Origin of the sequence: Pseudoalteromonas sp. 31A1 (assembly GCF_011378815.1) — a bacterium.
Classification (GTDB): Bacteria; Pseudomonadota; Gammaproteobacteria; order Enterobacterales; family Alteromonadaceae; genus Pseudoalteromonas; species Pseudoalteromonas arctica.
In genome coordinates this window covers 65,764-85,860 of the sequence record NZ_WTKY01000002.1, presented here as the reverse complement: position 1 = coordinate 85,860, position 20,097 = coordinate 65,764, and the positions used below count along the sequence as shown (strand labels likewise).

At 38.9% G+C, this 20,097-nt stretch carries 22 protein-coding genes; 13 read left to right on the top strand and 9 right to left on the bottom strand.

Annotation, left to right across the window (positions count from 1 at the left end; genetic code table 11):
- Positions 1 to 49: 49 nt before the first annotated feature.
- Both GQR52_RS02840 and aceK read right to left on the bottom strand, forming a co-directional pair.
- Positions 50 to 1,012: a zinc-binding dehydrogenase gene (locus GQR52_RS02840; RefSeq protein WP_165727379.1), complete on the bottom strand. Its 963-nt coding sequence runs from the start codon at positions 1,010 to 1,012 to the stop codon at positions 50 to 52.
- A gap of 64 nt (positions 1,013 to 1,076) precedes the next feature.
- Complete coding sequence (gene aceK, locus GQR52_RS02835; protein WP_165727378.1) at positions 1,077 to 2,849, bottom strand: bifunctional isocitrate dehydrogenase kinase/phosphatase; 1,773 nt, start codon at positions 2,847 to 2,849, stop codon at positions 1,077 to 1,079.
- Positions 2,850 to 3,277: 428 nt separating this feature from the next.
- On the opposite strand from aceK, the gene GQR52_RS02830 reads away from it, so the two are divergent.
- The 6 genes from GQR52_RS02830 (at position 3,278) to GQR52_RS02805 (ending at position 6,920) form a co-directional block, all read left to right on the top strand.
- Positions 3,278 to 4,225, top strand: coding sequence for a LysR family transcriptional regulator (locus tag GQR52_RS02830; protein WP_101216732.1), 948 nt, complete (start codon positions 3,278 to 3,280; stop codon positions 4,223 to 4,225).
- Between the two features lie 306 nt (positions 4,226 to 4,531).
- Positions 4,532 to 4,864: a hypothetical protein gene (locus tag GQR52_RS02825; protein WP_139016249.1), complete on the top strand. Its 333-nt coding sequence runs from the start codon at positions 4,532 to 4,534 to the stop codon at positions 4,862 to 4,864.
- An 87-nt stretch (positions 4,865 to 4,951) separates the two neighbouring features.
- Positions 4,952 to 5,401, top strand: coding sequence for a hypothetical protein (locus tag GQR52_RS02820; protein WP_101163613.1), 450 nt, complete (start codon positions 4,952 to 4,954; stop codon positions 5,399 to 5,401).
- Positions 5,385 to 5,834 (top strand): GNAT family N-acetyltransferase, encoded by a 450-nt coding sequence (locus GQR52_RS02815; RefSeq protein WP_165727377.1) that lies wholly within the window; start codon positions 5,385 to 5,387, stop codon positions 5,832 to 5,834. Before GQR52_RS02820 ends, GQR52_RS02815 begins: the two co-directional genes overlap by 17 nt.
- A 29-nt stretch (positions 5,835 to 5,863) precedes the next feature.
- On the top strand, positions 5,864 to 6,070 hold the full coding sequence (locus GQR52_RS02810; RefSeq protein WP_165727376.1) for a hypothetical protein: 207 nt from the start codon (positions 5,864 to 5,866) through the stop codon (positions 6,068 to 6,070).
- Between the two features lie 418 nt (positions 6,071 to 6,488).
- Positions 6,489 to 6,920: a hypothetical protein gene (locus GQR52_RS02805; RefSeq protein WP_165727375.1), complete on the top strand. Its 432-nt coding sequence runs from the start codon at positions 6,489 to 6,491 to the stop codon at positions 6,918 to 6,920.
- 12 nt (positions 6,921 to 6,932) lie between these two features.
- On the opposite strand, the gene icd is transcribed toward GQR52_RS02805, so the two are convergent.
- On the bottom strand, positions 6,933 to 8,186 hold the full coding sequence (gene icd / locus GQR52_RS02800) for an NADP-dependent isocitrate dehydrogenase (protein WP_165727374.1): 1,254 nt from the start codon (positions 8,184 to 8,186) through the stop codon (positions 6,933 to 6,935).
- A gap of 187 nt (positions 8,187 to 8,373) precedes the next feature.
- Between icd and GQR52_RS02795 the strand changes: the two genes are divergently transcribed.
- Complete coding sequence (locus tag GQR52_RS02795) at positions 8,374 to 9,177, top strand: hypothetical protein (protein ID WP_165727373.1); 804 nt, start codon at positions 8,374 to 8,376, stop codon at positions 9,175 to 9,177.
- On the opposite strand, the gene GQR52_RS02790 is transcribed toward GQR52_RS02795, so the two are convergent.
- The gene (locus GQR52_RS02790) at positions 9,174 to 9,725 is read right to left on the bottom strand and encodes a hypothetical protein (RefSeq protein WP_165727372.1); all 552 of its coding nucleotides are present in this window, start codon (positions 9,723 to 9,725) and stop codon (positions 9,174 to 9,176) included. The two genes, GQR52_RS02795 and GQR52_RS02790, sit on opposite strands and share 4 nt — an antisense overlap.
- A gap of 370 nt (positions 9,726 to 10,095) precedes the next feature.
- On the opposite strand from GQR52_RS02790, the gene GQR52_RS02785 reads away from it, so the two are divergent.
- Positions 10,096 to 10,263: a hypothetical protein gene (locus tag GQR52_RS02785; RefSeq protein WP_002961566.1), complete on the top strand. Its 168-nt coding sequence runs from the start codon at positions 10,096 to 10,098 to the stop codon at positions 10,261 to 10,263.
- A gap of 139 nt (positions 10,264 to 10,402) precedes the next feature.
- Complete coding sequence (locus GQR52_RS02780) at positions 10,403 to 11,245, top strand: transporter substrate-binding domain-containing protein (protein ID WP_165727371.1); 843 nt, start codon at positions 10,403 to 10,405, stop codon at positions 11,243 to 11,245.
- 84 nt (positions 11,246 to 11,329) lie between these two features.
- Here the strand turns inward: GQR52_RS02780 and GQR52_RS02775 are convergent, their stop codons facing one another.
- The 5 genes from GQR52_RS02775 to GQR52_RS02755 all read right to left on the bottom strand — a co-directional run bounded on the left by GQR52_RS02775 (position 11,330) and on the right by GQR52_RS02755 (position 15,050).
- Positions 11,330 to 11,911 carry a YceI family protein gene (locus tag GQR52_RS02775; RefSeq protein ID WP_007582505.1) on the bottom strand — a complete coding sequence of 194 codons (582 nt, stop codon included), beginning with the start codon at positions 11,909 to 11,911 and terminating at the stop codon, positions 11,330 to 11,332.
- A gap of 1 nt (position 11,912) precedes the next feature.
- On the bottom strand, positions 11,913 to 12,464 hold the full coding sequence (locus GQR52_RS02770) for a cytochrome b (protein WP_165727370.1): 552 nt from the start codon (positions 12,462 to 12,464) through the stop codon (positions 11,913 to 11,915).
- 274 nt (positions 12,465 to 12,738) lie between these two features.
- Positions 12,739 to 13,575 carry a ScpA family protein gene (locus GQR52_RS02765; protein ID WP_165727369.1) on the bottom strand — a complete coding sequence of 279 codons (837 nt, stop codon included), beginning with the start codon at positions 13,573 to 13,575 and terminating at the stop codon, positions 12,739 to 12,741.
- Positions 13,576 to 13,581: 6 nt separating this feature from the next.
- Positions 13,582 to 14,202, bottom strand: coding sequence for an L-threonylcarbamoyladenylate synthase (locus GQR52_RS02760; protein ID WP_165727368.1), 621 nt, complete (start codon positions 14,200 to 14,202; stop codon positions 13,582 to 13,584).
- Complete coding sequence (locus GQR52_RS02755; RefSeq protein ID WP_165727367.1) at positions 14,199 to 15,050, bottom strand: PHP domain-containing protein; 852 nt, start codon at positions 15,048 to 15,050, stop codon at positions 14,199 to 14,201. The genes GQR52_RS02760 and GQR52_RS02755 overlap by 4 nt, the downstream gene beginning before the upstream one ends.
- 464 nt (positions 15,051 to 15,514) lie before the next feature.
- On the opposite strand from GQR52_RS02755, the gene GQR52_RS02750 reads away from it, so the two are divergent.
- Genes GQR52_RS02750 through trpCF form a run of 4 tightly spaced genes read left to right on the top strand, consistent with a single transcriptional unit; the run spans position 15,515 to position 20,093 of the window.
- Complete coding sequence (locus GQR52_RS02750; protein WP_165727366.1) at positions 15,515 to 17,083, top strand: anthranilate synthase component 1; 1,569 nt, start codon at positions 15,515 to 15,517, stop codon at positions 17,081 to 17,083.
- A gap of 1 nt (position 17,084) precedes the next feature.
- Positions 17,085 to 17,687, top strand: a complete 603-nt coding sequence (locus GQR52_RS02745) for an aminodeoxychorismate/anthranilate synthase component II (protein WP_165727365.1) — start codon at positions 17,085 to 17,087, stop codon at positions 17,685 to 17,687.
- An 11-nt stretch (positions 17,688 to 17,698) separates the two neighbouring features.
- Entirely contained in the window at positions 17,699 to 18,736 is a 1,038-nt protein-coding gene (gene trpD, locus GQR52_RS02740) for an anthranilate phosphoribosyltransferase (protein WP_165727364.1), read from the top strand.
- Positions 18,729 to 20,093, top strand: a complete 1,365-nt coding sequence (gene trpCF / locus GQR52_RS02735) for a bifunctional indole-3-glycerol-phosphate synthase TrpC/phosphoribosylanthranilate isomerase TrpF (protein ID WP_165727363.1) — start codon at positions 18,729 to 18,731, stop codon at positions 20,091 to 20,093. The genes trpD and trpCF overlap by 8 nt, the downstream gene beginning before the upstream one ends.
- The last annotated feature ends 4 nt before the right edge of the window (positions 20,094 to 20,097 follow it).

Here is a 20,097-nt window from a genome sequence, read left to right as displayed (position 1 = left end):
GTGTTTTTTATAGGGCTTAGTATATGGGCTAAACCCTAAAATTAAAGAGTTACTCTACAAGTAAAACAACTTTACCAGCATTTTCATTACGCTCTAAAATAGCATGAGCTTCGTTTGCGTCGCTCCAAGGCAATGTTTTATACAGGTTAAAGTCGTACTTTTTAGTGGCAATATCATTGTAAAAACGCGCTACAAAGTCGTCGCGCACCTGGCGTTTAAACTCAATACTACGATTTCTAAGCGTTGAGGCATGAAACGAAATACGTTTGCGTAAAAGCGCGGCAAAATCAACTTCTGCAAAACGTCCATCTAAAAATGCAAGCATTACAATTTGGCAATCCATCGCTGCAATAGCGGCATTTTTATTTAAGTAACTCCCCGAAACAGGATCTACAATTGCATTCGCTGTTAACTCATTTGCTTTCATATATTCTACAAAGTCAGTGGTTTTGTAGTTAATTGCATGATCGGCACCGAGTTCCTTTGCGTGTTGGCATTTATCATCCGTACCGGCAGTAATAACAACGGTTGCACCTGCGCTTTTAGCCATTTGAATTGCTGCACCGCCCACACCACTAGCACCTGCATGAATAAGTGCTGTTTGCCCTTTTTGCAATTTACCAAGCTCAAATAAAGCGCCAAATGCTGTTAGGTACACTTCGCTTATTGCAGCCCCCTCTGCCATTGTTACATCATCGGGTAATTCCATAAGCTGCTTTGCATCAACGGCTACATATTCACTGTAAGCGCCGCCTGAGCACAAGGTAAAAACACGTTTATTAAGCCAAACTCTATCAACTTTACCGCCAATATCACTAACTACACCAGCGCATTCTAAACCTAAAATTGGACTATCTCCCGCAGGAGCCGGGTATTTTCCTTGACGCTGCATGCTATCTGCACGGTTTACACCTATTGCTGCAACTTTAACAAGTACTTCATGGCTCTTTAAAACCGGTTTTTCGGTTTCACTAAATGCAAGATTACCATCTTCATGAGAAATATATTTCATTGTTGCTCCAAGTTTAAAAACTGTAATAACATATAGATGGGGATGAACACAGATTCAAACAACCTCAAAATCGCCAACTTTGTTTATAAGGATAAACATCGGGTAGATAGCCATTATGTATTTGTTGCTGGCAGCCTTGCCAAAATGGCGCTAAAAACAAATGACTGTGCTCGTTATTAAAATAGTTAAACGCAAGTTCGTTAGCACTAAAAAACACCTTAAATTGGCTCGGAAATATATCATTTTCGGCTATATCAAAATACGAGTGACTACTTAGCTCTTCAAGTGCATTTTGGGTTTGTGGCACCTCTCTAAAGTTGCAATCGGTCAGTGGGCAAATTTCGTCAAAGTCGTAAAATACCACTCGCCCCCATCGCGTTACGCCAAAATTTTTCATTAGCATGTCGCCCGGAAATATATTAGCGCCGACTAACTCTTTAATTGCTTTACCGTAATCATGCATCACTCTTTCTAAGGTTTTGTTATCGCATTGGTTAATATACAAATTAAGTGGGGTCATTTTACGCTCAACGTAAACGTGCTTTAAAATAAGTGCCTTGCCCGATATAACCATACTGCTACCAATTTGGCTTTTCATCTGCTCAAGCAGCTCGTCGCTAAAACGGCTTAAATCAAACGCTAAATATCTAAATTCGTGTGTGTCTACCAAACGACCAACCCTATCGGCTTGTTTTACAAAGTTATACTTTTCTTTCACTTGTGCTTTGGTGGCTGTTTTTGGCGCACTAAATTTGTCTTTAATTACTTTATAAACGTAATCTAGCCCTTCAATAGTAAATACCAGCATTACCATACCTGGCGTCCCTGGTGCTGTAACATACTTAAAGTTGGCTGGACTATTTTTAGTCGTATCAACCTTGTGTCGATAAAACTCAGTTTTGGCGTGCTTTATAAAACCAATGGCGTTAAATAACTCAAAGCGTTGTTTATGTGGCATTAACACACTTAAGTAATCTACATAACGAGCGGGCTTATCGGTATCAACCATAAAATAGGTGCGTGCAAAACCAAATAATAAACTTAATTGATCGGCGCCCATCATTACAGCATCAAGCTTTAGTCCCTCATCGGTATTTAAAATAGCGATAGCAAAAGGCATATTGTCGCCATTTTTAGCAATGCAGCGCCCAATTAAATAACAGGCTTTGTTTCTAAAAAATAATGAGTTGGCGTATTCAATATACCCATCGTTTAAATTTATAAGTTCGTACACCTGTTTGCATTGCTGCTTAGAGCCTTGCATTAACGTACTTTGTAATGTGGCTACATCGCGTTCTAAATGACTAAACGGCACTCTAAATACTTGATTAGTGATAAGCGTTTTAACGGCGTTATTAAACCCATTATGTAGCGATACCCTGCTCACTAAGCTTTCATAAGAGCGTGGCTCACTACGATACTTTGCTTTTAATACAAACAAATGCACAGTACGAATTTTTTTATCGTCCCAAATTGCGCCAAACGTTGAGTTAAAAAAGGTATGCGCAATAGGTTTATTTTCGTGATTTTCTACCATATCGCCATAAATATTTTTAGCTAACTGCCACGTTTGCGGGCAAGTAAGTTCAGCATAAGCAATAACTCTGACGGCTTCACTCACGTTTTTAACTTCGCGCTCATACACCTGTAAACGTTCACGCATAGCACTTTGTACACTGTGATACTGTCGTTGCTCAAACCGGCTTTGTGCACCCAGTGTAATATTTAAAAATTGCGAAAACATCGCCTCAAATCCAGCAAAAACAGATCGTGCAAGCTTACTGGCTACAACGTGTTGTAGCGCATTATTAGATTGATTTGTTAGCTTATTTTGCATAAATACAGCACTTATATTGATGCCAGTTATGGCGGTTATTTTTTATTAATGGTTTACACCTTAGCAAGCAGGCTTTAATTTAGATAATTAATAAAGCATATAAATAGAATTTATTGGGCGTATTGACCTTTCGAGGTTAATTTTGCAGCCGTGTATTTGGTTTTTAAGCAAGGCAAAGTACATGTAGTGTTGTGACTCCCCATAAATGTACTTTAACGCTATATAAAGGCCAAATACACACTGCCCATAGGGTTCTTTCTAGGGACAATTAACTCTTTGTTGCCTACATGGATGTAGGTAAGGGGCGTGAGCAGGACGCGGAAGCTTTGCTCGATTTTTACTTAGCCCACTAGGTGGCAAACCTCGCGCCGCGATTAAATCGCCCCTAGATTGAACAAATTTCAACCCTGAAAGGCCAACACGCCCATATGAATATAAGAAATGTCGATCTTAACCTTCTCGTTTATTTAAATGTGTTAATAGATGAAAAAAGTGTGTCAAAAGCTGCAAATAAACTTGCTCTTACGCAACCGGCTATGAGTAATGCGCTAAAACGTTTGCGCGATTTATTTGACGACCCGCTACTTGTGCGTGCCGCAGGCTCTATGACGCCAACGGCAAAGGCACTTGCATTAAAGCCTGAAGTTGAGGCCCTATTAAAAATGGCTGAAGCTATTACGCAGCCTAGTGAGCAGTTTAACCCTACAACCGCTGAAGTTACCTTTAGAATAATGGCAAACGACTATATAGAGTCGACCTTAATAGCCCCTTTTATAACGGCGCAGCTTAGTAAAAACCCCGGTATTAATTTTGATGTATTGAGCCCAAGCGACGTAAACCTACAAGACATGGAAAAAGGCACTATAGATTTAGCTATAAACCGCTTTAACGGTCTCCCTCGCTCGTTTCATCAGGCCAGTGTTTGGCGCGATAACTACTGTTGTTTAACGCATCCTAAAAATACATTTTTACAACATTCAGGGTTAGACGACTACTTACAAAAAGAACATATTTGGGTAAACCGTGCAGGCTGGGGACCAGAGGCCGCTGTTACTAATAAATCAGGTAAGCAAAAATTAGGCTGGGTAGACGAAGCGCTTTGGCAACTAGAGCAAACCCGTAAAATACGTGTTTTTACTCGCCACTACATGGTCGCAAGCCTGCTTTGCCAATCAGAGCAACTTATTGCCACCCTACCGCGCAGGCAAGCTAAGTTATTAACTTCTCATACTGATTTAGTAATCAGCCCTGTGCCATTTCAAATAGTGCCTATTGAGGTAAAAATGATATGGAGCCCGCTACTACACCACGCGCCTGCACACCAATGGTTAAGGCGTGAATTATTAGCGTTTGCTAAAACGATTGCAGATAGGTAATTAAGAGCAAACCTTTGATTAGTACTCAAGAGCCTAATGAGAGTGCCTGTGCTATGTACTGAATCATCTTATTTTGAGCTAATAGCTTGGTTAGCATTTTAAATACATTGAGTTAAAAACTACCTAATGAAAAAGCTAGAACTCAAATACAATGTTCGCTGAAGAATTGAATCAAAATAGGTACTGCGTTATTCTTAATTAGTAATATAAAGTCAATAACTTTAGATACTCGTTATCAATAACCTAAGACATATTAAAAAATGGAATTTTATGTACCAATACCTATATTTGAAGTGTTCACTTATAATGAGCAAGGTCACCAAAATTAGCTTTCTTCCTTTCTCTAAAGTTGAAACTGATAATTTAAAAACCCTCTTATTTACTGCACGACTTTTTGTTTATATAGCTCTTGCATACTTTTTGAATGGGTTAGGTACTTTTTTATATGATGTTCATGAAGTTGTTAATTTATACAACTTTGAACAAACTTGGAGCGTAATATTTACAAATATTCATCAGACTCTACTGTTGAAAAAATTATTATGGGAGATGTTATTTAGCGCTGCTATATTAGCGACTGGAGGTATATTGGCTGCAATAGTTTCATTCGAGTTTAAATATGAAAGTAAAAGTGACTAACCTCAAGTCTTTGCTACATTAAAATAAACTTAATCGGATTATAAAAATACCATTAAATAACAACAATTTAAAAACCTTGCTGTGTAAGTGTTATTTAAGAGCCTTTTAAGGAAGATTATTATAAATATTGATTACTCTGCTTATTCACTTAGTGAATTAAACGAAGCAATTGAAAGTATTGACTCACATAAATATCCAGAGAACTACAAACGCCTTAAAGATGAATTAGCTAAACCAAGTCGTACTGAGCCAAAAGCTGCGCAACAAATAGTAATAGCTAAAAAGAACACTAAGAAAACAAGTAAAGCGCTCCTGTGTATTGTTCTAGGTTTGTTTATTCTTTTGCGCAGCTATTTTAATTACGAAAGTGGTGTTATTTATAAGAGATACAATGAGCCGGCAGTGGCATCTTTAGAAAATAACCCGAAAAAGTTTTATTTATTTCTTTTTTTCACAATTAGTGCCGGAGGTTTTATTACGGCATATGGTATTCATGCTTTATTTTCTAAAAAAGAAGACAATGATAAACAAACTTAATAATAAGAATAACGATACTGCAAATAAAATTTTTGCTGTCTTTCAAAAATCCTATGCTATTGAGGCTAAACTGATCGGCGCGCATAACTTCCCTCCTTTAACACGTAATACTGAAGATATTAAAAAATCAGAAACAACCTTTTATGGCTACAGCGAAAATGAATGTTTAGTAGCTGTTATTGAAGTAGATACAAACAACGAGTGTTTAGATATTTGTAGTTTAACCGTTGATCCTAGCTATTTTAAAAAAGGTATCGCAAGTAAGCTAATAAATTATGTTCTAGCAATCGGTGATTTATCTCATGCAAGAGTTGAGACTGCAGTTGCTAATACTCCTGCAATAAGTTTATATAAAAAGCATGGTTTCGTGGAATTCAAAAGATGGACTCCTTCACATGGTATTGAAAAACTGGCTATGTCGGTCGTAATTTAAATCAGTATTTCAAAATAGGTAATTTATAAATGGATAGTGCATCAATAATTGCGTGGAGTGTTTTGTTTGGCGGCATAGGTATTGGCTACCTTACTTACGGGCGAAGAAAAAAAGCCGTAGTGCCACTTTGTATTGGTTTGTCATTATTGGTTTTTCCGTACTTTATGACCAGTGTTAGCATGCTGTTGATTGTAGGCGCTATTTTAGTGGCTGTTCCCTACTTTATTAAAATTTAACATTGTTATTGCTATTGTGACGGCTAAATAAAATACACGCGAAAAATAAAAAAGCGCCACGGTATTCAACTTTGGGAAAATACCGTGGCGCTTTTGGAAATCGTCGATATAGGAATCTACCTACAGCGTATTATTAGCAAGCTTAGTACCAACTTCATAAAATAATTAAAATTCAATAAAAACAATTAACTAAAATTCCTTCTTTATTCCTCAACTCCTCCCCTTGTTCCAGTTTTGTGCACACTTTCACCGCATTGCACCAAATTAATTAGTATTATTTAGATATGTTTTCTATTTTTTATTTAGTTTTAAAACTTACTATTGATAAAATCAATATCAGTTATTGAAAACAACAATTTTATTAATAATACACTTAGCGCTAGAGTGAAGTTAAGCCAACAAACTAAGAGTAATTATTATGACAACAACTTCTTTCACACGCCAAGACGGATTATTCATCGATGTTAACTTGCATCAGTTCATTGAAGAGCAGTTATGCACTAAGGCTAACACCACTGAAACTTACCAAGCGTTAGCTACTTTAGTTGACGAGTTTGGTTGTAAATGCCGTAAAACAAAGCATCAACCAGATGATGTATTAGAAGTTGATACATTATTAAATGCATACCAACTTAAAAATCATCCACTTTGCCATGTTGATGCACAAACTACGGAAGCCGTTTTAGACGAGTATTGCTGCCAGGTTCCTGCAATTATTGTTGTTGCGTTAATGGATACGCTTAGTGGTACACAGTGCGATGAACCCCAAGCACACGAGATTTACCATCGTGCAGCGCAGTTAACCAACCGCCCTTGTATGCACAGAATAAAAACTGCCTCAGCAGCTTAATAATGGATGTATTTAAAAGTGCTCGATAACCTTCTTTGCAAAGCCAGTACAAGTTAAGGTTGTTGAGTTATCGCTCTGCTCTTGCGCTAAATCAAAGGTTACTTCACCGCTTTTAAATGTTTGCTCTAACGCATTTTCTATGAGTAATGCGGCTTCGTCCCACCCCATAAATTTAAGCATTAATACCGCACTTAAAATACTACTGCTGGGGTTTGCTTTATTTTGCCCTGCTATACGTTCAAACGTGCCGTGTGTAGGCTCAAAAAATGCGACATCGTTATTTAAATTTGCAGCAGGCATTATGCCAACACCACCAACTTGTGCACTGAGCATATCCGCTAAAAAGTCACCATTTTGATTAGTCGTCACCACTACATCAAATTGCTCTGGATGCATTAAACATTGTTGCAGCATGTTGTCAGCTATGACTTCTTTAATAATTAAGGGCGATTGGTGTGCTCGCTCTATTTGCAACCAACGCCCATTTTCATGTGCAGTGGCATTAAACTCGTTTTGTGCAAGTGCAAACCCCCAACGCTTAAATGCCCCATCGGTAAATTTAAGTACATTACCTTTGTGTACTAGCGTTAATGATTCACTATCGTTTTTAAGTGCATAGTTAATTGCAAAACACATTAGTCGCTCAGAGCCTTCTTTAGATATATTTTTAATACCAATTCCGCACTCTTGTGAAAACCTTAGGCGGGTTACGCCCATTTCCTCACATAAAAAATCGAGCATTTTTTCGCTTTCTACACTGCCTGCTTGCCACTCAATACCTGAGTACACGTCTTCGCTGCTATCACGAAGCACTGTTATGTTTGTTAAAAAAGGGTTTTTTAAAGGAGAAGGGAGCGCACTAAAGCCTTTTATAGTGCGCATATTTACAAACAAATCCATTTCTTGCCTGAGTGCAACATTAAGAGATCGAAAGCCACCACCCAGCGGTGTGGTTAACGGCCCTTTTATGGCAATTTTACAGGCACGTACCGCGTTAATTGTTTCTTGTGGAAACCAATCACCGTCATACAGCTTTGCGGCCTGCTCGCCATTATAAACCTGCATCCAATGAATTTTCCGTGCGCTTTTATAACAATGTTCAATTGCACTATCAACAACATGGCGCATTACCGGCATAACATCTAGCCCCACGCCATCGCCATCAATAAAAGCAATGATAGGTTCTAACGGTATTTGCCAGTGTCCTTGTGCATCAATAGTGATATTTTGGCCGTGCTCAGGAACTTGAATATGCTGATACGTCATGGCTAAACCTAACTTAAAATAACGATTAATTGATTAAACCATGCTTAGCTAGGAGTGTCTGTATTTGTACTTTTATAGTTACTATCATTTTAAAAAATAAAGAATTAGGCGTGATTATTTATCCATTTAGTTGGTCTTGTATATTAGAATTTTCGTACCAGTTATTAAATTACAGTGGAGCATTTTAATGAAATTCTTTTTTGTACTGCTACTATTAATCAGCTCTTTTAACGCATTAGCCGTTGAAGTAGTCATACATAACCTTAGCTCGCTCTCAAGTAATGCTCAAAATACGGTGTCTACATGGGTTAATCAAAGTGCTGAAAAAACACAAAATACACTGGGACCTTTAAAACAAACCACATTGCCTATTTATTTAAAACCGCAATACTTTGCTTTTGAGCCTGTACCTTGGGCTACAGTTAAGCGCAATAACCCCGATGGGCTTGAACTACATATAGATCGCTATGCCAGTTTAAATGCATTCACTAAAGATTGGACGCTATACCATGAACTTTCGCATTTATATTTGCCGCTACTTCCCTACTCCGGTTTTTGGCTAAGCGAGGGTTTTGCTAGTTACATGCAAAACGTAATAATGCGTGACAGCGGTATAATTACCCAGCCGCAATTTGTACAACGTTTAAATGCAGGATTTGATCGTGCCCGCCTGCAAACTAAAACTAAAACACAGCCACTTAATAAGCTCTCTGCTGATATGTGGAAACAACAAGCCCAGCAACGTGTTTATTGGACGGGTGCGGCTTTTTTTGCACAGGCCGATTTGGAGCTACAAAAACAAGGTTTATCTGTCGCGGGTATAATAAAACAGTATCAAGTATGCTGTAGACCCGCTCGATCTAGTGCGAAAACCTTTATAAAAGAGTTAGATAAGCTATCCGGTAGTAGCGTTTTTATAACGCTGTATGCAAAATATAATACCCGCACCGATTTTCCTGATATTAGTAAAGAGCAGCTAAACACGCTTTAACGGCTGCTCAGTTTTATATAGTTACTATATTCAACAAGCCCTTGCGCATTAAAATTGGTTGAGTACTCGTTCATAAAACCATGCAAAAAATTGGTTTTATAGCACTTAACATCCGCTTTGGTGCTTAAAGCTTTAATAACTTCATCAACATTAAAGTGACTCTCACTTGCTGGAAATATGAACTCACAGGGTACTTTTGCACTTAAATTTAAGTTATGTCTAATTTGCGACGGATAAAAGCCAATTAACTTTTTAAGGTGTGTATTGCCTGTTAATAACTGTGCCCGCCATGCTGCACTTGCCCCTGCACTAAAAGCAATACACGTCGTTGGCAATTTTAAACTCTCAAAGCATTTTTGAAGTTTGTCGGTGTATTTATCATGGCCACACTGCTGTATAAAATTGTTGTAACTATCTTGTTCACTTTCAATGGCTTGATACTTGTTATTGTAAGGGTCAACAATAACTAAATTTGAACTAATTGCCTGTGATAACCTCCTTAAAGCAGGGGTTAAACCATAAATATCACTCACTATTAGGTAATTCATACTTATCCTTTGGTAACTAAAAACGGGCTTTGTAAGCAGTTGATAAGATTTATTATAAATATTTTTACAAAAATAGCTTGCACACAATTTATATATAAGTTACCTTCCCTCTCTGGTTTAAAGAAACCGCCGCGGTTAACCATTTACCCTGATCCAGTAAGCCCCGCAAAACGTATATTTGAAAGCTAAGTTATTGTACGGCGAGAACCCCTTGAATAATACCGAGATGATTTTTTACTATCATCGCAAAAGTGTCATAAAGATCGTCAACACTGTAATGAAGCTAAACACAACATCGTTAATTTATTAACTGCAATTTGCTATAAAAATATAGCGCAGAATAAATAACAAGAATAAAGTGAGTTTTATTATGTCTTATAAATATAATGGGTCTATGATCCAAATCGCACATCCAGTGCAATCAATTTCAGTAAACAAACATCGTGTAATCTTTAGTGATACACAAGGTTTAAAAAATGCATTGTTTCAAAAAGCGAGTGATGCACGCCAGTTTGTTAAGTGGCTAAAAGCTAACTAAGCAACACATAACTTTAATTGCCCTTTTATTATTGCAATTATTGATAAGATATTATGCCAGCCTCGTTGCTGGCATTTTACTTTTTAGCTCTTTATTGGTTACAATAGTTTTACAATAATAATTACTGGCAGCTGTTGTAATGCTCCGTATATTTTTAACTTTCTTACTTTTTTTCTGTCTGACCTCAATAGGCAATGCTAGAACCATAAACTGGCTAGCGCACGACTTTGCACCCTATTATATTTTAAATGGTCAATATCAACACCAAGGCCGTGACGAAAGCATAATTTATTTACTTGAAAAACAACTTCCTAATATTACCTTTAACCGCATGCTTATCCCCTCAGGTAAGGTAATCCAAGAGCTGTCTAATACTTCAAATAATGTTTGTGCGTTATCGCTTTATAAAAATGATTACAGAAAAGAGCATATTTATTTTACAGACGAAAGCTCAACAACGGGCCTCTCGCCTTCAATAGCAATGCACAAAAGGCTCGCCAAAGCGCTAAATATAGCGGAATCAAAAGAAGTATCACTATTAGATTTAATACAAGATAAAAAACTAACTCTTGGGATCTCTATGAGCCGCTCTTATGGCCAAGAGATAGATACATTGATAAACAGTACGCCTAATATAGATTTAGTAATTAGACCCACTCGCGATAGCCTAGCGAGCCTCACATATATGCTTAACCTAAAACGAATTGATATTTTGCTGGGTTACCCAAGCGAGCATTACTATTTAGCTAAATCAATGCACTTTGAAGAGAACTTAACGCAGCATCCATTAACCGAATCACCTGCGTTAAGTTATGGTTTTATTGGCTGTACTAAAAACGAGCAAGGCGCAGAAAACATTGCTACTCTTAATAAGCAGCTTAAAGTTATTAAAAAAACGCAGGCTTATAATGATTTACTCATGCGCTGGTTGCCCGAGCATTTAAGGCCGCTATTACAGTCACGTATTAATAGCGCAAAATAAGCAAATTCGAAGTCGCTTAATTTGAGTTTCTGTTAAGCAAAAAAAACGCCACAGTAAGTGGCGTTTTTATATTTAATAATGGTATTACTGACGAACGCCTTCTATTGATAAAATAATATCAACATGAGTAGATGCAGGTCCTAAGTTATAATCAATACCGTAATCGGTAAGTTTAAGGCTGGTTTCGCCCTCAAAACCTACGCGGTAGCCGCCCCACGGATCTTTACCTTCGCCCACTTTATCTATTTCAAAGGTAATAGTGTTAGTTACGCCGTGCAGCGTAAACTCACCGGTTACATCAGCCTCTTCGCCGTCTTCATCAAATTTAATACTCGTGCTTTTAAATGTCGCTTTTGGGTATTTATCTACATTTAAAAAATCTTTACCATGTAAATGCTTATCGCGCTCTGCATGGTTAGAGTCAAGACTTGTGGTATCAATGTTTACCATAATTTTTGACGCATCAGGGTTTTTAGCATCGTAACTAAATGTGCCGTCAAAAGTATTAAAACGACCATATAACCAGCTGTAACCTAAGTGTTTAATTTTAAAGTTAACAGATGCGTGCCCGCCTTTTGTATCAATTACATAATCAGCTGCATTGGCGGCTGTTGCCGATAACATCATTGCAGCCGAAACGGCTGTGCTTACTAATAATTTTTTCATTTTAATCATCCTTTAATGGTTTGATCATTCTAATTAAGGTTTTATCTTTATCGATAAAGTGATGTTTTAACGCCCCTAGTGCATGCAATACTGCAAACCCGATTAATGTGCACGCGCCGTAATAATGTACTTTTCCTGCAATATCGGCTTGGTCATCAAAGGCAAAATCAAGCGCTGATACGTTAAATAAAGTAAATACTTCTATTGGACGCCCGTCTGCGGTTGATATTAAATACCCTGCAACAACAATAACAGCCAAAATAATATACATAGCAATATGCGCCGTATGCGCTAATTGGTTCATGCCTATACTCTCACCTAATGGTTTAGGTTGTGTAGATAAAGCACGCCATAAAATTCTAAATAAAAATACGGCCACAAGCGTAATACCAATACTCTTATGTAAATCGAGTGAACCTTTATACCAGCTATCGTAATAAGTAAGCTCAACCATATATAAACCTAAACCAAACAGGCCAAAAATAGTCAGCGCCATGAGCCAATGTAAAATAATGGCGACAAGTCCGTAAGATGAAGGTGTATTTTTAAACATATGTAACGTCCTATAATGCTATGACGTTACAATATAGTGCACAGCCGTAAATGAAAATAACATTTACAAACACTTTACGTGCGTATACGCACAGAACTTTGTTATTTAGCCTGAAATTTGAATAATAAATCTATCTTGAGCAGCTATTTTCAGCGCTAACTGCGCTGAAAATAAACTTAAATATCACCATGATTCAATACGTAGAAAGTCTCTTAACCAGAGTTCAGATTATTTAAAGTCAGTTGTGCAAAAATGGAGGATTAAACAGATAGTTTTATAGGGTGGATTGTTCGCTTAAGCTGACATAAATTAAGCTTTCAGGGTTTACTTGCAAACAGGTAACAAGCCCTTCTTTAATAAGCTCAAGCATGGCAATAAAACTAACTACTACACCACTTCGCCCTTCATCTGGGGTAAAAAGTGCATTAAATACAACCGCTGCCTTTGCTTGCGATAATTGCTGTAATATTTGACTCATTCTCTCTCGGGTTGAGAGTACTTCAGCAGTAATTTGATGATGCTCAAAGGTTTTTGCACGCGCCATTACATCACTCAGCGCCAGCATTAAGTCTTTAAGTTCAAGTTCGGGGAGGTTTTGACTTGTATCTTCACTTATTGGCATAGCGGCATGCGCTATAAAAATATCACGACCAACACGAGGGATATCGTCGAGGTTTTCGGCGGCTTGTTTAAACAGCTCATACTCTTGCAGGCGTTTAATAAGCTCAGCGCGAGGATCTTCTTCCTCTTCAAGCTCTTCGTGTACAGGTAATAATAAGCGCGACTTAATTTGCGCAAGTAACGCAGCCATTACTAAATATTCGCCAGCAAGTTCGAGTTGAAATTCTGTCATCATTTCTACATAACTTACGTACTGCTCTGTAATACTAAAAATAGAAAGTTCGAGTACATCAAGCTTATGCTTTTTAATTAAATAGAGCAGTAAATCGAGCGGGCCTTCAAAGGTTTCTAATATTATTTCGAGCGCGTCAGGTGGAATGTATAAATCTTCTGGTTTGTCTACAACCGCTTTACCATGCAAAAAAGCCAGTGGCAGCTTTTGCTGCACTGGCTTTTCACTATTTTTTGTATTCGCATTGCTTTCGCTCACTCGCTATTACTCAAACGGGCTTGTATCACCACAGCCAACACGCAAAATCTTGACTTCATCTTCCGACAAATCGATTACCGTGGTTGCTTGCTCGGCTAAGTGGCCACCGTGAATAATTAAATCAACGTGTTTATCTAATCGATCCAATATTTCATCAGGATCTGATTCTGTAAACTGCTCACCTGGTAAAATTAAAGAACACGACATTAACGGCTCACCAAGTTCGGCAAGTAACGCACAGGCTATTGGGTGTTCAATTACACGCATGCCAATGGTTTTTTTCTTGTCGTTTAATAAACGTTTAGGGACTTCTTTTGTGCCTTTAAAAATAAAGGTATAAGGCCCTGGCGTATTATTTTTAATGAGTCTAAATAGCTGGTTATCTACGCGTGCATAAGTAGATAACTCCGATAAATCACGGCAAACTAGCGTAAAATTATCGTTTTTTTCAATACCACGAATACGCTCTATGCGCTCTTTGGCTTGCTTATTACCAATGTTACAACCGATGGCGTAGCCCGAATCTGTTGGGTAAACAACAACGCCGCCTTGTTTAATAATATCAACGGCTTGACTAATTAGTCTCGGTTGCGGGTTATCAGGATGAATATGAAATAATTGACTCATGTTAATGCCCCTTCTCCTTCCCAAGCTTGCCAAACACCTTGGCAGTCTTTTGGTAGGTATAAATTTTTGCCAAGCTCTAAATAGCTTGTCGGAAAATGAAAATCAGACCCTTGCGAGCAAAGTAGTTCGTACTCACGGCTGAGTTCACCTAAAAATTGACGTTCGCTTGGCGCCTGTTGAGGTTGTGCAACTTCCATTGCGTCCCCTCCTACACTTTTAAATTCTACTAATAATTTGCGTAGCCACTTGTTTGACATTTGATAACTACTTGGATGCGCAAGTACAGCAACACCACCAGCGGCATGTATGGCCTCAATAGCGGTTTGCATGGTGCACCAGCAACTTGGTACGTAGCCTGTTTTGCCACGCCCTAAGTACTTTTTAAAAACACCCGGGAAATTTTTAGCAACACCGCGCTCAATAAGGGCGCGTGCAAAATGTGCACGCGTTATTTGTGCGTCTTTTGCCAGCTCTTTAGCTTGCTCGTAAATGCCATCAAAGCCATTTTTTGCAAGGCGAACACCAATCTCTAGTGCACGCTCTTCTCGCTTTTGCTGCTGAGCTGATAATAAAGAGGTAAGGTCAATATTATTAATATCAATATTTAAACCTACAATATGAATTTCGAAGCTTTCCCATTTAGTAGACACTTCGGTACCCGTTATTAATGAAAGCGGTAAGTTTTCGGTTTTAATAAATTGCTGCGCAGGCTTAATAGCCGCCACAGTGTCATGATCGGTAATAGCAAACACATCAATATTTTTATCAACAGCGCGATGCAATAATTCTTCAACCGTTAAACGCCCGTCTGAATGTGTGGTATGGCTATGTAAATCATATTTTATCAAAAGAAAACTGCTTAAAATTAAGGGTTACTAGTGTTTATGTAAGTATAACAACTTTTTTGACTAAATTGTTTTAAATAAACACTTGACACAAAAGCATAAGATACGTTTTACTGTAGCCACTTTCAGACACATTAAGAATTAACAATAATGATCAATTCAAACTTAAACACTATTTGGTGGTGGCACTCGTAATTATCGGGTGATGAATTGTCGTGTCTAACAAAAATTCAAAACCCGCAACTATGCGGGTTTTTTTATAACTAAATTTTACGAAACGTATACGTTAAAAATATTTAATAAATTTTGAGGCAGAAAAACATGAATAACGGTCTTACTCTTACACATCGTTGGTGGTGGCGCCTGATATAGCGGGACGGTAATGATCTGTTTGTAATTTAGATATCGTTATTCAAACCCCGCATTGCTAAAGCATTGCGGGGTTTAATTTTTTGAGGGAATGAGGTTTGATTTTTAGTCATATAACTACCACACCAGGCGAAGTAACAAGCATTACGCAAGTACGCGACTATATTAGTAGTCCACTTGCATTATACGCGGCACTTGATAAGCCTAACTCACTACTGCTTGAATCGGCTGAGATTGATTCTAAAGACAGTGTAAAAAGTTTAATTTTAGTCGACTGTGCCCTACGCATCGTATGCCAAGGTAAAACAGTTACTATTACTGCTCAATCTAATAATGGGCAACAACTACTTAGCTACTTGCAGGCAAATGTTAAAAGCTGTGATGCCACTTTAGACGGCGCAACGCTTACCCTGTGTTATTTAGACACAAGCGGCGATACTGACGAAGCAAGTAAACTAGTTGCAGATAATGCATTTAGCGCCCTTCGTACTTGTATTAACAGTATTAAAAGCACAACTAACAATCCATTTTCGTTGTTTTTAGGCGGTGTATTTGCCTACGATATGGTAGCAAACTTTGAGCAGTTAAGTGATGTACCAGATGGCGAAAATACCTGCCCAGATTACGTATTTTATTTAGCCGAAACCTTAGTTGTTATTGATCATCAAAAACAAACAACCGAACTCATTGGTAATGTATTTAACGGTCCAGACGTACATGCAAATTGCTTTGAAGTAGGCAAAGAGCTAGAGCGATTAAATACACTGTGCGATAACGCTTCAGAATTTAGTGCGGATATGCAAAGTGGCGAATGTGAGGTAAGCGTTGATATTGACGATGACACTTACTGCGAGCAAGTGGTTAAGCTTAAAAAGAATATTGTAGACGGTGATATTTTTCAGGTAGTGCCGTCGCGTACATTTTCACTACCTTGTCCTGATCCTCTGCACGCTTATAGCCAGCTTAAAAAGCAAAACCCAAGCCCGTATATGTTTTATATGCGCGATGAAGACTTTGCTTTATTTGGCGCATCGCCTGAATCAGCACTTAAATACACAGTGCAATCTCAGCAAGTTGAAGTATACCCGATTGCTGGCACCCGCCCACGTGGCAAATTTGCTAATGGGCAAATAAATCCAGACCTAGACAGCCGCATTGAGCTTGAACTTAGAAACGATCAAAAAGAGCGCGCCGAGCATTTAATGCTTGTCGATTTAGCCCGTAACGACGTAGCCCGCATTAGTGTTGCAGGTACTCGTTTTGCCAAAGAGCTATTAAAAGTAGACCGCTATTCACAAGTAATGCATTTAGTGTCACGCGTTGTAGGTACTTTAAAACCAGAGCTTGACGCACTGCATGCTTACCAAGCGTGTATGAACATGGGCACGCTTGTTGGTGCACCAAAAGTGCGTGCTGCTGAGCTAGTTCGTCAAACAGAAGGCAAGCGCCGTGGCAGCTATGGCGGCGCAGTAGGTTACTTAACCGGTGATGGCGCAATGGATAGCTGTATTGTTATTCGCTCAGCTTTTGTTAAAAATAACAAAGCGTATGTGCAAGCAGGTGCCGGTGTGGTGTTTGACTCAGATCCTATTTCAGAAGCAAACGAAACTCGCGCTAAAGCACAAGCGGTTATCACCGCCATAAAATCTACGTATAAGGCGGTATAAAATGAGTAAAGCGAATCCTATTAAAATCTATTTTTTAGATAACTTTGACTCATTCACATATAACTTAGTTGATGAGCTAACGATGCTTGGCTGCGAACTCGTTGTTTACAGAAACAACATTAGCGCTGAGGTTATTTTTAACAAAATGCGCCAAGAGCAAGGCCAAGTACTATTAGTACTTTCGCCGGGTCCTGGAACACCAAGCGATGCAGGCTGTTTAATGGAGCTTATTGAGCTCTCTAAAGGCCACTTCCCAATGCTAGGCATTTGTTTGGGTCAACAAGCGTTAACACAAAGCTACGGCGGAGTAATCGGTCACGCGGGTGAAACCGTACATGGTAAGTCTTCAATTATTAATTTAGGCGAGCACCCTGTATTTGATGGTATGGGCAATACAATACCTGTGGCACGTTACCATTCATTAATGGCAACAAAAGTACCTGATAATATTGAGGTTATTGCCCAGTACGAAGATATCCCTATGGCTATTTATCATCATAGTGACAATGCATTGGGCTACCAGTTTCATCCAGAATCAATACTAACGCCAAACGGCGCAATGCTACTCCAGCAAAGTGTAGCTTACTTAACACGCACTAAATAAAAGAGGACATTATGAGTACACAACCAGAACAACCCATAAATGTTCAACACGCGATTGAGCAACTAATTACGGGGCAATCATTAAGCTACGCAGACGCCAAAGCGCTTTTTGATGAAATAATGCAAGGTAATATGAGTGAAATTGAGCTAACCGCCCTACTTATAAGCCTTAAAATTAAAGGCGAAGTAAGCGACGAGATTGCAGGCGCTGCAGCCTCAATGCGCGAAAACGCCGTTGCTTTTACTACCAGCAGTACGCAACTTGCCGATAGCTGTGGTACTGGTGGCGATGGCTCAAACACAATTAATATAAGTACAACGGCTGCAATTGTTGCCGCTGCTGCCGGTATTAACATGGTAAAACATGGTAATCGCAGTGTATCGAGTAATTCAGGCTCAGCCGATTTACTCAAAGCCCTGGGCATTAATATAGATATGAGCCCAGAGCAAGCAGCAAAATGTCTTGAGCAAACCAATTTTACCTTTTTGTTTGCACCGCACTATCACAGTGGCGTACGCCATGCGATGGGCGTACGAACATCGCTTAAAACACGCACTATTTTCAATATTTTAGGTCCGCTTGCTAACCCTGCTGCACCTGAAGTGCAATTACTCGGCGTCTATAACGAAGCGTTGTGTATGCCAATGGCACAAACACTTAAAACCCTTGGCACAAAGCGCGCTATGATTGTTCACGGCTCGGGCACTGACGAAATAGCCCTACACGGCCCAACAACGGTAGTTGAGCTAAATAATGGCGAGATTACGCAGTACATACTAAACCCAAGCGACTTCGACCTTGCAAACTATTCACTTGAACAACTCGCTGGTGAAGGCCCACAATACAACGCAAATGCTAGCCTCGCCATCTTGCAAGGCAAAGGCACAGATGCACATAATGCTGCTATTGTGGTTAACGTAGCTGCCCTTTTATACCTAACAGGTAAAGCAGAAACGTTAAAAGAAGGAGCAAAACAAGTACAAACATTATTAAGTTCAGGGCAAGCCATGAACACACTAAGTGCAATTATTGAGGTAAGTAATGGCTAATGTATTAGACAAAATTGTTGCTGATAAAAAATTAGAACTAATTGAGAGAAAAGCTGCACGTCCGCTTGAAAGCTTTAAGCATCTTGCAGTGCCTACAAGTCGTAGCTTTTATAAAGCACTTGCAGCACCTGGCACTCAGTTTATTTTAGAGTGTAAAAAAGCATCGCCTTCAAAAGGGTTAATTAGAAACCCATTTGATTTAACTGAAATTACTTCAGTTTATAAAAAATATGCTACCTGCATGAGTGTGTTAACTGATGCTAAATATTTTCAAGGCAGCTTTGACTATCTTGAATTTGTTCGCAGCCAAGTAGAACAACCGCTTATCTGTAAAGACTTTTTTATAGACGAGTACCAAGTGTATATGGCACGTATTTATGGTGGTGACGCTATATTACTGATGCTTTCGGTACTCGATGACGAAAGCTATAAAGCACTGCATGCTGTTGCCGATTCACTTAATATGTCGGTGTTAACCGAAGTAAGTAATGAAGAAGAAGTACACCGCGCACTTGCGCTTGATGCACAAATTATTGGTATTAATAACCGCGATTTACGCGATTTAAGCACCGATTTAGCCACTACCGAAAAGCTACGCAAACTTATCCCAGCAGATAAAGTGGTTATTTCGGAATCGGGTATTTACACCCATCAAGACGTAAAACGTTTAGCTCCATTATGTGATGGCTTTTTAATTGGCAGCTCACTTATGAGCGAGCGTGATTTAGAGCAAGCATGTCGCCGTGTTATTTTAGGCGACAATAAAGTATGTGGTTTAACACGTAGCCAAGATGCACAAGCGGCATATCAAAACGGTGCTGTTTACGGTGGTTTAATTTTTCACCCTAAATCGCCGCGTTATGTTGATTTAGATTGCGCAAGAGAGCTTAGCCAAAGTGCTCCGCTTAATTTTGTAGGTGTATTTGTAGATGCCCCCATTGAGCAAGTTGCTCAATACGCAAGTGTGCTAAAATTAGCGGCAGTTCAATTACATGGCCAAGAAAGTGACGATTACATTGCTGACTTGCGTACACAGTTACCAACTAATTGCGAAATTTGGAAAGCCCAAGCAATAAAAGATGCATTGCCAACGCCTGTAAATGGGGTTGATCGACACCTTTACGATACACACAGCGATACACAAGCTGGCGGTACAGGTAAAGCATTTGATTGGTCGGTGCTTAGCGGCGCAACTACACCGTTTATGCTCGCTGGAGGCTTAAATCCAGACAATATTAAAGATGCGCTTTTTAAAGGTGCCTTAGGCCTTGATTTAAACTCAGGCGTTGAAGAATCTGCGGGTAAAAAGTGCCCTAACAAATTACATAATGCTTTCACAAGCATCAGAAATTATTGAGGTT